This is a genomic window from Tenacibaculum sp. TB-56 (assembly GCF_059716275.2).
This window is the reverse complement of sequence record NZ_CM201367.1, coordinates 1,180,572-1,193,028: the sequence shown is the minus strand read 5'-3', so window position 1 is coordinate 1,193,028 and position 12,457 is coordinate 1,180,572. Positions and strand designations below refer to the sequence as shown.

Annotated in this window: 13 protein-coding genes; 8 read left to right on the top strand and 5 right to left on the bottom strand. The window is 31.5% G+C overall.

All coding sequences use genetic code 11. The annotated features are described in order from the left end of the window. Nucleotides 1-24: 24 nt before the first annotated feature. The gene (locus tag AC3VI6_RS05765; RefSeq protein WP_497706574.1) at nt 25-1,134 is read right to left on the bottom strand and encodes an NAD(P)/FAD-dependent oxidoreductase; all 1,110 of its coding nucleotides are present in this window, start codon (nt 1,132-1,134) and stop codon (nt 25-27) included. 169 nt (nt 1,135-1,303) lie between these two features. On the opposite strand from AC3VI6_RS05765, the gene AC3VI6_RS05760 reads away from it, so the two are divergent. The 5 genes from AC3VI6_RS05760 to dcm all read left to right on the top strand — a co-directional run bounded on the left by AC3VI6_RS05760 (nt 1,304) and on the right by dcm (nt 6,362). Further along, complete coding sequence (locus AC3VI6_RS05760) at nt 1,304-1,777, top strand: hypothetical protein (RefSeq protein ID WP_497705479.1); 474 nt, start codon at nt 1,304-1,306, stop codon at nt 1,775-1,777. A 102-nt stretch (nt 1,778-1,879) separates the two neighbouring features. Continuing rightward, a complete protein-coding gene (locus AC3VI6_RS05755) occupies nt 1,880-2,815 on the top strand; it encodes a hypothetical protein (RefSeq protein ID WP_497705478.1) in 936 nt (311 codons plus the stop codon). 295 nt (nt 2,816-3,110) lie between these two features. Then, on the top strand, nt 3,111-3,866 hold the full coding sequence (locus tag AC3VI6_RS05750; protein ID WP_497705477.1) for an SDR family NAD(P)-dependent oxidoreductase: 756 nt from the start codon (nt 3,111-3,113) through the stop codon (nt 3,864-3,866). A gap of 3 nt (nt 3,867-3,869) precedes the next feature. Continuing rightward, nucleotides 3,870-5,009, top strand: a complete 1,140-nt coding sequence (locus AC3VI6_RS05745; RefSeq protein WP_497705476.1) for an ATP-binding protein — start codon at nt 3,870-3,872, stop codon at nt 5,007-5,009. Nucleotides 5,010-5,090: 81 nt separating this feature from the next. Continuing rightward, the gene (gene dcm, locus AC3VI6_RS05740) at nt 5,091-6,362 is read left to right on the top strand and encodes a DNA (cytosine-5-)-methyltransferase (protein WP_497705475.1); all 1,272 of its coding nucleotides are present in this window, start codon (nt 5,091-5,093) and stop codon (nt 6,360-6,362) included. Here dcm and AC3VI6_RS05735 read toward each other — a convergent pair. The 3 genes from AC3VI6_RS05735 to AC3VI6_RS05725 form a co-directional block, all read right to left on the bottom strand. Continuing rightward, nucleotides 6,308-7,018, bottom strand: a complete 711-nt coding sequence (locus AC3VI6_RS05735) for a PmeII family type II restriction endonuclease (protein WP_274634109.1) — start codon at nt 7,016-7,018, stop codon at nt 6,308-6,310. The genes dcm and AC3VI6_RS05735 overlap by 55 nt on opposite strands. A gap of 39 nt (nt 7,019-7,057) precedes the next feature. Then, a complete protein-coding gene (locus AC3VI6_RS05730) occupies nt 7,058-7,789 on the bottom strand; it encodes a sulfite exporter TauE/SafE family protein (RefSeq protein WP_497705474.1) in 732 nt (243 codons plus the stop codon). Between the two features lie 112 nt (nt 7,790-7,901). Continuing rightward, nucleotides 7,902-8,414 carry a helix-hairpin-helix domain-containing protein gene (locus tag AC3VI6_RS05725; RefSeq protein ID WP_435253952.1) on the bottom strand — a complete coding sequence of 171 codons (513 nt, stop codon included), beginning with the start codon at nt 8,412-8,414 and terminating at the stop codon, nt 7,902-7,904. 344 nt (nt 8,415-8,758) lie between these two features. On the opposite strand from AC3VI6_RS05725, the gene AC3VI6_RS05720 reads away from it, so the two are divergent. Then, nucleotides 8,759-9,139 (top strand): ankyrin repeat domain-containing protein, encoded by a 381-nt coding sequence (locus AC3VI6_RS05720; protein ID WP_299001109.1) that lies wholly within the window; start codon nt 8,759-8,761, stop codon nt 9,137-9,139. Nucleotides 9,140-9,215: 76 nt separating this feature from the next. Here the strand turns inward: AC3VI6_RS05720 and amaB are convergent, their stop codons facing one another. Further along, nucleotides 9,216-10,757, bottom strand: a complete 1,542-nt coding sequence (gene amaB / locus AC3VI6_RS05715) for an L-piperidine-6-carboxylate dehydrogenase (protein ID WP_497705473.1) — start codon at nt 10,755-10,757, stop codon at nt 9,216-9,218. A 111-nt stretch (nt 10,758-10,868) separates the two neighbouring features. Here amaB and AC3VI6_RS05710 point away from each other — a divergent pair, with 111 nt between their 5' ends. Both AC3VI6_RS05710 and AC3VI6_RS05705 read left to right on the top strand, forming a co-directional pair. Then, nucleotides 10,869-11,921, top strand: coding sequence for an isoaspartyl peptidase/L-asparaginase family protein (locus AC3VI6_RS05710; RefSeq protein ID WP_497705472.1), 1,053 nt, complete (start codon nt 10,869-10,871; stop codon nt 11,919-11,921). Nucleotides 11,922-12,114: 193 nt separating this feature from the next. Further along, nucleotides 12,115-12,447, top strand: a complete 333-nt coding sequence (locus AC3VI6_RS05705) for a roadblock/LC7 domain-containing protein (protein WP_497705471.1) — start codon at nt 12,115-12,117, stop codon at nt 12,445-12,447. Nucleotides 12,448-12,457 lie beyond the last annotated feature (10 nt).

The following is a 12,457-nucleotide window of genomic DNA, read 5'->3' as shown; positions in this document are numbered from 1 at the left end:
CTTTTTATTTCAGATGAAATAGTGTTAATCTAAAAGTTCCGCAAGCTCCTTCCCTACCAAACTACCTATAGCAACTCCCATTCCTCCTAAACGAACACCACAAAATACATTGTTAGAAAGTTGCTTTACAATCGCTTTTTTCTGATTTCCAACTCCCATAATTCCACTCCATCTGTGGTCTGTTTCAACTTCTGTATTTGGTAAAATAGTTGTTTTTAAAATTTCTTCTAATTTGTTTTGAATAAGTGCAGTTTGTCCAAAATCGGCAGTTTCTTCACCTTTAAAATCGAGATTTCTACCACCTCCAAACAAAATTCTATCATCAATATTTCTAAAATAATAATAACCTTTATCTAAATGAAAAGTTCCTTTGATGTGTAAATTTTTAATCGGTTTGGTAATTAACACCTGTGCTCTAGCGGGTTGCACGTTTTCATTCAACAGTTGATTGGCAAATCCGTTAGTTGCAACAAATAATTTTTTAGTGTTAAATGTAATTTGGTTGGTTTCAACCTCAACTTGTTCGTTGTTTTCAATAAAATTTTTAACCTGAATATTGTTTACGATTTTAATTCCTGAAGACACTACTTTTTCTAACAATTTAGCGGCCATTTTTCCAGTATCTAGCTGTCCTTCAAACTGATTAGTTATATACTGTTGATGAATATTTTGAAAACCAAACTTATTGTCATCAACCGTAAAAACTTCCGAAGAAAATAAGGGCTTTAATAATTCATTTATCTTCGATTTCTGTGCTAAACACGATTCGTACAGTTCTGTGGTTAAAAATAATTCGTATCCTTTATTTTGCTGAAAATCGATGTTTTTATCACCTAAAGTTGTTCGTAACAATTGCAATCCTTCCCAACGTTTTTTTACCAAACTAACAACTTCTTCTTCAGTATGTGTGTTTAAATCATCTATGAGTTCAGATAAACTTCCAAAGCAAGCAAAACCAGCATTTTTGGTACTAGCTCCTTGCGGTAACATTCCTTTTTCTAGAATTATAATTTTTGCTTTCGGATGCATTTTTCGCAATTGTAACGCACAATTTAACCCTACAATTCCACTACCAACTACAGTAAAATCTACAGTTGTAAACCACTCTTTTAGCTCCCAATAACTGAAGTTCAACTTCATATAAATCTGATTATATTTGTGACTTGGCACACTACTTGAATGCCTAAATTTAAACATTAAAAAACAACTCTATGAAATGAGCCATCACAATTCTTTTTACTAATAGAACTGTTTAATGGCGAATTACATCTGACCAATTAAAAACAATAAAAAATTTAAACAGATGAAACTAATCGGAATCTTAATTTTAGCTTTTAGTCTAACACAATGCGCAAGTGTAAAAATGGAAAACAATCATCCTTTTAAAATAGAATCAGCAAGTTATGCTCACGTTACAGGAGGTGTAAAAGGCAGTTATAATTCTACTAACTTAATTATCAATTTTACTGCTAAAGAGCCTGTTGATTTTCAAAAAGTATATTTTCAAAACAGAATAACTAATGCAGTAATAGAGCAACATAACGATAAACAATATATTGCTGCACGTTACAAAACCTCATCAGGTGAAGATAGAAAAGACCTAATTTTACATGCAGATCCTAAAGAGGAATTTGGCAATACACCGAATAATCCTACAGAAAAATTTCCTTTTGAATTGAAAGAAAATGAAGCGATGGTTTCGTATACAATTGGTGATAAAATTCACTATGTAAAAGTGGAAAATATCGAAAAGCAAAAAAAGATTTTTATGCAGTAAATCTGTTAAACGTAACTATAAAAAAGCACCTCCAAAAGAGGTGTTTTTTATTTTTGGCACGTAATTTGAAAACTCATAAGCATAACCATAAAACGAAAGCTTATGAAACGTATAAAATTACTTTTATTACTACTTGTTGGTAGCGTAACACTTACTTCATGTGTTGTAAGAAATGAAATTGTACATGATGGATTTGGAGATGATGGTTTTTCATTACGTCAATATATTTCGAGTTATGATTTATGGTATGTAGATTATCACAAAACAACAGGTACAGGCGATGTTCCATTTTTATCAAGAGCGTTTACCATTTCCTTTTTAAACGGAACCATGTATGCAAACAACAATATTGTTGATATCGGTCATACAGGAAACGGTTTAGGAATTGCAGTTGGAAGCTACGGAACTTATGGAACTGTATTAGAAACTCGACACAATATAGATGGATATTTTGAATTTGAGGTAGTACAACTTTCAGATAATAGAATTCGAATTGATGACTTATCGCAAAACGTAAGTTACTATTTGGTTGGATACCAAAGAAATCAATTTGATTATGACATGTTGTTCTATGATAATATTGAATACTTTTTACAAGAGTATATAGCTTGGGAAAAAACTGGAGAATCTGTAGCAGGAATTAACAACCCATTTGATTATGAAAATTACTTACAGTTCACTCCAGAAAATGATGTGACATTCTATTCATCTCACGATCCTTTTGGCACAAATGTTGCTAATATTAATTGGGATTTTAAGGGAAGTTATATCGTCCGTAATGTTCAAGGCGAACAGAACTTAAAATATTTAACACTTAATTATGATAACGGAGATACTGAAGAATTTGATTTAACCGTTATTAATGATGGTGAGATAGAACTGTATCATGTAAATTCTCAAAGAACCTATGTTTTTTCTGGTAGAGGGTTTATACAATACAAAAAAGGTGAAAGTACCACTAGTACTAAACCAGCTGTAAGGAATAGCGGTAGAAAACGTACTAAGATAGAAAGAGAAACAGTTCCGAAAAGGAAGTAAAAATAAAGTTTGGTTAGTTGATTTTTGGTTGGTGTAGTAGCCAACTAAAAGGAACCGCTCCGCAAGGGGCGGTTTTTCATTTTATACCAGTTCTTAATTGAAATTACGCTAAATAAAAAGCAGGTATTTTTTGTTTAGAAGAGAAAGAAAATCAAGGCATAGCCATAGCTATGGTTTTATTTTATTTTGAAGTATAAAACGGAAAAGAATAATTTTTATAGTATAATTTTAATGGAGAAGTGGTATTAATAGTTGCTTAACATAAAAAAGGTTACCTTTATAAAAAACAAAAACCATGCAACAAACTGCTTTAATTACAGGAGCAACCTCAGGTATTGGTAAGGCAACCGCTCAACTTTTTGCTAAAAATAACATCAATTTAATTATTTGTGGCCGACGTATTGAAAAGCTTCAACAACTTCAACAAGAACTATCTCAGTTTACTAAAGTACATATACTTCAATTCGATGTTCGTTATAACGATGAAGTTAAAAAAGCAATCAACAGTTTACCTAGTGAATTTAAACATATAGACATTCTTATTAACAATGCCGGTAATGCACACGGACTAGACAGCTTTCAAAATGGAAATATAGACGATTGGGATGCTATGATTGACGGAAACGTAAAAGGACTTTTATACGTTTCAAAAGCTGTGATTCCTCAAATGGTTGAACGCAACAACGGATTTATCTTAAATATCGGTTCTATTGCAGGAAAAGATGTATATCCTAACGGAAATGTGTATTGTGCTTCAAAGTTCGCTGTAAACGCTTTAAACAAGGGAATGCGCATCGATTTAAACCAACATAACATTCGGGTGTGTGCCATTCATCCAGGTTTGGTAGAAACTGAATTTTCTGATGTTCGTTTTAAAGGAGACTCTGAAAGAGCCAAAACCGTATACAAAGGTTACAAAGCACTACAACCTGAAGATATAGCAGATATTATTCATTTTGTTGTTACACGCCCATATCACGTTAATATTGAAGATTTAATCGTATACCCTACAGCACAAGCTAGCGCAACTATTGTGAACAAAAATGCTTAAGCTGTGATTAACAAACGTCTTTTAATTAAAAACTTACTGTCTCATAACGATGAGAATAGTTTTTATGATAAAAAGCAAAAGTTATCCTTAGGCTCAAAAGAAGGAAAAGCTAAGTTTATAAAACACGTCTGCGCCCTTTCTAATTCAAATCCTAATAACAATTCTTATATTGTTATTGGTGTTGAAGATGAAGAAAATGCTATTATTGGTGTAGATTTTTACGATGATAGCAAAATTCAAAATCTGGTTAACGCTTATCTAAACAATCCTCCTAAAATAGAATATGAAAACGTTCCTTTTCCTCGTTTACAGCGTCATAAAGTAATAGGGTTGGTAACTATATACCCTAACAACTCTATTACGTCTTTGGCAAAAAACACATGGAAATATAGTAAAGGAGCAGTGTTTTACCGTAGAGGAAGTAACTCAATACCTGTAGAAGGTAGTTTTGAACTTAGAAACAACAATAAAGCAATTGTTGAAGCTATTGAAAAAAATGCCAATAACAATATTAAACTCACACTTGATGGTGTTTTCGATTTTATCAACCGACATAAACCAGAATACAATCCAAGATACAAAGTATTTAACGAGCAATTCGTATTGTGTTGGGCAGGAAAAAGAAAACTAATTAACAACGAAGAGTTTTTTACTCGAGTAGATATTGAATTAGTCAACGAACAAGTTCGTTTGTTTTTTTCTTCGTTAGATGATGTTCAAATCAGTTATAACGAGCAATCATTTATTATTACTGAATACATTGTTTTAGGAATTGATAAAACCGAAAAACGTTATCCATTAGAAAAAACCATCATCAATTTTAAAGATAACGGAAAACATGATATTGTTACCGAGTTTTTGTTTGAACCACCACAATACGATAAAAATATTTTACTGCATATTTACAATAATAACAACTGTATTGTAGCAAAAATTATAAAAAATAAACCGCTTTCAGTTACTGAACATGAAGATGTATTCAGGCTTCCTACCTCCTACTTAATTTGCTATTTAAACGGATTTTTAAACGCTCCGTTACAACTTAAAAAAGCAAAAAACTATATTAAAAATCTAGAAGATAAAACCACCTATATCAAATACAAAGAAGCGATGCGTGTGCTAAGGAAAGTGAAGTATAGTTAAGAATGTAAAAGATTATTTCTCACTGTTTTTTTATGTAGATTTTTATCTTAAATTTGTAACCAATGTATAAGGTTATATAATATGGTTACAAAAGGTTATTATTCAATTTCAGAAGCAGCAGATGTATTGGGTAAAAGTAAAGAAACTTTACGAAGATGGGATAGAGAAGGAAAATTAAATGCTGTTCGCGAACCTATGAGTAACTATCGTGTTTATAAAAAAGAAGAGATTAACGCTCTTATAGAACCGCTGATTACTGAAATAGATGAAAGTATTGATAATACTGAAGAACCTCTTAAAGAATATAAAGTACTAGAGTTATTTGCTGGAGCTGGTGGTTTAGCAATCGGTTTAGAACAATCAGGAATAAAATGTGTAGCTCTTAATGAAATTGATAAATGGGCCTGTGAAACCTTAAGAAAAAATAGACCTCACTGGAATGTTTTAGAAGGTGATATTAAATCTTTCAATTTTGAAAACTATAAAAATGAAGTTGAAATTGTTACAGGAGGATTTCCTTGTCAAGCTTTTAGCTATGCCGGAAAAAAATTAGGGTTAGAAGATGCTAGAGGAACTTTGTTTTACGAATTTGCAAGAGTTGTTCAAGAAGTTAATCCTTTAATTTGTATTGGTGAAAATGTAAAAGGATTACTTTCTCATGATAAAGGAAAAACACTACAAGGAATGATTTCTATCTTAGATGAAATTGGATATAATGTAGTGCCTGTTCAAGTTTTAAAAGCAATTAATTATAACGTTCCGCAAAAAAGAGAACGATTAATTTTGGTTGGTGTAAGAAAAGATATAAATATTAATTACGAATACCCTACTCCCTACAATACCATTTACAATTTATCAGACGCCCTAAAAAAAGGACGATTATATGATAAAGACGTACCTAAGTCTCCTGGTTCAAAATATCCTGAACATAAAAAAGAAGTATTAGATTTAGTTCCTCAAAAAGGTTATTGGAGAGATTTACCTATAGATATTCAAAAAGAATATATGGGTAAAAGCTTTTATTTAGGAGGAGGAAAAACCGGAATGGCAAGAAGAATTGGTTGGGATGAACCTTGCTTAACCCTTACTTGTAGCCCCGCACAAAAACAAACCGAACGTTGCCACCCAGAAGAAACGCGTCCATTTACAGTTAGAGAATATGCTCGTATACAAACTTTTCCTGACAGTTGGGAGTTTGCAGGTTCTGTTTCTCAACAATACAAACAAATTGGAAATGCTGTACCTTGCAATTTGGGTAAAGAAATAGGCTATTCTATAATTAAGTTTTTAAATAAATACTATTCAAAATCGAACAAATCAGATGCTTCAATCTCTTTAGCTAACGCCATATAACCTTGTTTGAAAAAACCTTCTGTATCTAAATTTAAAGTCATCAAATCTAAGTTTGAAACTAACTTATTGTAAAAGTTTGGAAAGCCTGTAAGTCTATGCCAAAACTCTTCACCAATAATTACAGGAAACAATTCATCTATTTTTCGATAATGTTGACTTAATTGATCTTCTTCTCCATAAAGAACACCTAGTATTAAATCTGAATTATTTAAATCCATTGAATTCGTTCTTGCCAAATTAGTTACCGTAGTGAATTTTTTAAGCAAAGGACTCACATCTTCAGAATTAATTGTGTTTGGCCCTGATTTAAGCTGACACCATTTTCGTCGTCCATCAACTTTATCTGTAAACTCAATATCCATTCCTTTGATTAAAGAACCTTCTGCCAAATTTAACTCGACAAACATGTTTTGAATTCTTGTTCCAAATGAGGTATTAATAGAAGTTCCCAAAACTCTAGGATAGTACAATGCTTTAGCAATTCCTATTGCAGTAAAATCATTCTCAAGTATTTTTGATAAATACTTAACTACAATAGGGTTTATCTTGTATGATTTAAGTTTAGAGTGTGTTTTTAAAGAGCTAATTTTATGATTTTCAAATATTTTCTCTTCAAAATACGCTGTAATAACTTCTAAAAGTTCTTTTTCATTCATTTTCAAATATACTTTAATTTCTATGAGTTTTAAAACATACTACCTCAACACCAACTGAACAATCGTTACTATCCCAATCAATAAAATAAAAGACAACGACAAGGTTCTAAATTTAGACTGTGGTATATAGGCTAGTATTTTCTTTCCGATGAATGTACCTACTATACCGATGACAAATAAAAAAGGCACATATTTTAAGTCATGATCATGAATATAGCCATTTTGGTAATACACAAAAGTTCTTGAAAAATCGATCATAAAATCAATAAAAGCAGAAGTTGCTATAAACACACTCTTTTCTAAATTAAAAGCTGCCATAGTTAACCCTCTTATAGCTCCTCCTGTACCTAATAATCCTGCTGAAAATCCTGAAAGGGTACCACCTACAATGGCGTTTTTTCTGTTAGGAGAAAAAGAAAATTTACTTCTAATCAGAAAAAAAGCGCTAAATGCTACTAAAAAAACACCTAAAAAGATTTCTAAATACGTACTGTTTAAATATTTTGATAATACACCTCCTAAGATTACAAAAATCACAGAAGGAATTCCTATGTTTATCAACAACTTCTTATCTAATCCTTTTTTGAATAAAAAGATTTTACTCACATTACTCGACAGATGAAAAATAGCGGTTAAGCCTAACACAGAATAAAAATCGAAATAAAAATTTCCTAACGGAACAAAGAAAACAGAAGAACCAAATCCACCAATTGTTCCAATTATTTCAGCTACTAAAGCTAGTAGTAAAAAAATAAAGTTAATATCTTTCATTTGCACCTTTTAAGTAACGAAGGTACTTGGTTTTATATTAAGAATCAATCTATGTTTTGAGGTAAAAAATAACCCTTGAAATTATCAAGGGTCAGAATTTTATTGCGTTTTTTTACTTTCCTCCATTTAATGTCTCTTGCCAATCTTTAAGCTCTTGCCATTTTCCTTCTGAAGCTAGCTGAGCTTGTTTTGGCCATGAATCTGGTTTATGAATTTTATAACGATCTCCTCCACTATTTAATACCTCTTGGCATTTTTCTACAGAGGTTTCTCCTAATATTTTCCAGGTGTCAATTCCAAAATTGTGAAAAAGACTTTCTATTTTTGGTCCAATACCTTCAACTATTTTCAAGTCGTTTTCTTTTATCTTTTTACCAAAAATTTTCTTGACTAGTGCGCTGTCAAAAGAAGTTTCTGTACCTGTTCTTGCTAGTTTTAAATCTGTTTCAAGATTTGAGTTATTCTCTCTACAAGTTCGTAAACTAGCCTCTAGTTTAGCAATCTTATTTTTTAAAAGAACAATCTCGTCGTTTTTTATGTTTTTGCTAGATAGCTTTCCAATTAAATAGCCTAAAAAAGCAGTAATAAGTCCTACTATTAATGGAATTAAAAGACATAAATTCATAGTTTCTGGTTTAAGTTTATTTTAGTTAGTTAATTATTTTTTTTCATAATATGTTTCTTCTTGCGTCTTTCCATTTGTATTGTACTGCTTCTTACAACATAAATACCAACACAACAAAGTACCTATTGTAATGGTTAAAAAAACACTGAATAAATATGTTGACCGTTTACTCATCAATCCCTTTAATTTATTGATTGTTAATTTATTAAAAATAATTTAAATCTATTAAGAGATTTTTAAGAGCTTATCTTAAATAATTGTTAAGTATGTGTTTTTGGTGAAACGTAATGTATTAACAGGCGTCTTTTAGCTGTAACCTAATCTTAAAATAAAAACGTAACATCATGAAAAAATTTGTATTAACTGCTTTAGCAATCGCCTTATCTTTTGGAACTATTACTGCTTCAACTTCTTTTGAAGCTCCTGTAAAAACGACTATTGAAAGTCCTGATGTAAGTACTTTTTGTAAATTAATTAGAGCTGGAAATTTTGAAGCTGTAAAAGCAATGGTTGATAATGGAACAGATATTAACAGAAAGTCTGTAGGGTTAACTCCTTTAATGTTTGCTGCTAGATATAACAAAGCAGATATTGTTCAATTATTAATTGATAACGGAGCTAAATTAAAAACTAAATCTGAAAGAGGATATACCGCTTTAGAATATGCAAAAATGTCGAAAGCACACGAAGCTTATAAAGCTATTGCCGCTGCTTTAGAAAAATAAGATGACCAACTTAGTATAAAACAAAAAGTCACATCAAATTGATGTGACTTTTTTATGTTTTGAAAACTGTGTTTTCTTATAAATCGAATTTAATTCCTTGTGCTAAAGGTAATTCATCAGAATAGTTTACCGTGTTTGTTTGACGACGCATGTATACTTTCCAAGCATCAGATCCAGACTCACGTCCGCCTCCTGTTTCTTTTTCACCACCAAATGCTCCACCAATTTCAGCTCCTGAAGTACCAATGTTAACATTAGCAATACCACAATCAGATCCTGCGAATGATAAGAATTTTTCAGCTTCTTTCATTTCATTTGTCATGATTGAAGAAGATAATCCTTGCGCAACCCCGTTTTGTAATTCAATAGCATTTTCAACACCACCTGAATACTTCATTAAATATAAAATTGGAGCAAATGTTTCGTGTTGAACAATTTCAAAGTGGTTTTCTGCTTCAATAATTGCTGGTTTTACATAACATCCACTTTCGTAACCTTCTCCTTCTAAAACTCCTCCTTCAACTAATACGTTTCCTCCTTCAGCTTTTGCTTTTTCAATAGCAGCTAAATACGTATTTACAGCATCAGTATCAATTAATGGTCCAACGTGATTATTTTCATCTAATGGATTTCCAATCTTAATTTGACCGTAAGCTCCAACAATCGCATCTCTTACTTTATCATACACAGATTCGTGGATGATTAAACGACGAGTTGACGTACAACGTTGACCACAAGTACCTACAGCACCAAATACAGCACCTGGAACTACTACTTTTAAGTCAGCAGTTGGAGTAATGATAATTGCATTGTTTCCTCCTAATTCTAATAAAGATTTACCAAAACGCTCAGCAACTTTAGCACCAACAATACGTCCCATTCTTGTAGAACCAGTAGCAGATACTAAAGGAATACGAGTATCTTCAGTAATATATTCACCAACTTTATAATCTCCATTAACAATACAAGAAATTCCTTCTGGTAAATCGTTAGCTTTTAAAACCTCAGCTATAATATTTTGGCAAGCTACTGAACATAAAGGCGCTTTTTCAGATCCTTTCCATACACATACGTTACCACAAATCCAAGCTAAAGCTGTGTTCCAAGACCAAACAGCAACTGGGAAGTTAAATGCTGAAATAATACCAACAACTCCTAATGGATGCCATTGTTCACGCATTACGTGTCCTGGTCTTTCTGATGGGATTACTTGTCCGTTTAACTGACGAGATAAACCTACAGCAAAATCACAGATATCAATCATTTCTTGAACCTCACCTAAACCTTCTTGGTAAGATTTTCCCATTTCATAAGAAACTAACTTCCCTAATGGTTCTTTTAATTCTCTTAATTTGTTTCCAAATTGACGAACAATTTCTCCTCTTTGCGGTGCAGGTACAGATCTCCACTCTTTAAAAGCTGCAGTAGCAGTGTCCATCACCTTATCATAATCTTCACGAGTACTTGCTACTACCTTACCAATTAACTTACCATCAACTGGTGAATAACTTTCAATAATTTCTCCGTTTGCGAAGTTTACTGAACCTGTTGAAGTTCCGTTGTTTATATCTTTTAAGCCTAATTGAACTAAAGCTTCTTTAATACCAAAATCTGCCATGTTTTATATTGTAATTTTAGTTTTTTAAATTTAAAGCTCAAAACTACGAATAATTTTACAATTAATAAATTAAACAAAAACAACTCTGTTTGTTTAAAAATTAACAAAATCATGAAAAATATTTTCTACTGCCTTACTTTAACCTTCCTACTGTTTTCTTGTAATAAAACTAAAACAACTTCAAAAGAGCTAAATAATACTCCTACAAACGAGTTTGCAATTATTATTCATGGTGGGGCTGGTACAATTCTGAAAAAAAACATGACTCCTGAAAAAGAAGCTGCTTATAAAGCTAAATTAGAAGAAGCTGTAAGAACTGGGTATGAAATTTTAAAAAATGGAGGTTCTAGTGGAGATGCTGTTGTAAAAACTATTCAGGTAATGGAAGAATCTCCCTTATTTAATGCTGGAAAAGGAGCTGTGTTTACGCATGAAGAAACTAACGAGTTAGATGCTTCTTTTATGGATGGAAAAACCTTGAATGCTGGTGCTGTAGCAGGGGTAAAAGATATTAAAAGTCCTATTGAAGCTGCAAGAAAAGTAATGACAAATTCTGATCATGTGATGCTTTCTGGTAGTGGAGCTTCTCTATTTGCTAAAGAACAAGGTTTAGATATTGTAGATCCAAGTTATTTTTATACCGAAAATCGTTTCAAATCTTTACAACGAATTAAAGACAAACAAAAAACGGAATTAGACCATGACGATAAAAAAACTGCTTTTTACGATGCTGATATTAAAAACAGTAAATATGGTACAGTTGGTTGTGTTGCTTTAGATAAAGATGGAAATATTACTGCGGGTACTTCTACGGGTGGTATGACTAACAAACGTTGGGGTCGTATTGGAGATTCTCCTATTATTGGTTCGGGTACCTATGCAAATAATAAAACTTGTGGTGTTTCTTCAACTGGTTGGGGTGAATATTTTATACGTACTCAAGTAGCCTATGATATTTCTGCACAAATGGAATATCAACAAAAAACATTGAAAGAGGCTACTAAAGATGTTATTCAAAACAAATTAACCAAACTTGGTGGTACTGGTGGTGTCGTAGCTCTTGACAAAAACGGAAACATGTCTTTTGAGTTCAATACTGCTGGTATGTATAGAGCTTCTATGAATGATAAAGGTGATTTGGTTGTTAAAATTTATGGTGATTAAATTTAAAAACAATACTTATTAACCTTTTGTTAACATAATTTGTTTTATTAAAAAAAAACTTGTTCTTTAGCAGGTTCTAAAAAAAATTACTATCTTTGCCTCTCGTTTGTACTCCCCCCTACAAACTCATTTTTTAGAGTGTTCCTTTTTTTTAAAAAAAGAGAACTATTAATTTATTTTATTTATATAATATATGAATTTAGAAGAGCTGTATAAGTTCACTGATGCTAAGGCTTTATTATTAATTAATAATGATGGAACTATTGTAGATTCTTTTCACGAAGAAGACGCATATGATTTAAATAATTTTTCAGCATTAACCAATATCATGGTTAAGATGGTTGATGACTTTTTTACACAAGTACTTAGTGTAAAACCGTCAAATGAAATTATTGTAAAGTCTGATAATCATTTTTTTTATATAATGAAATATAATCAAGATCATGTACTATGTATACTGACTGAAGGTGTTATGAATACTAGTGTGGTGTCTTTATCTCTAAAAAAGAATTTAAAATCAGAATAAACCATTTTTT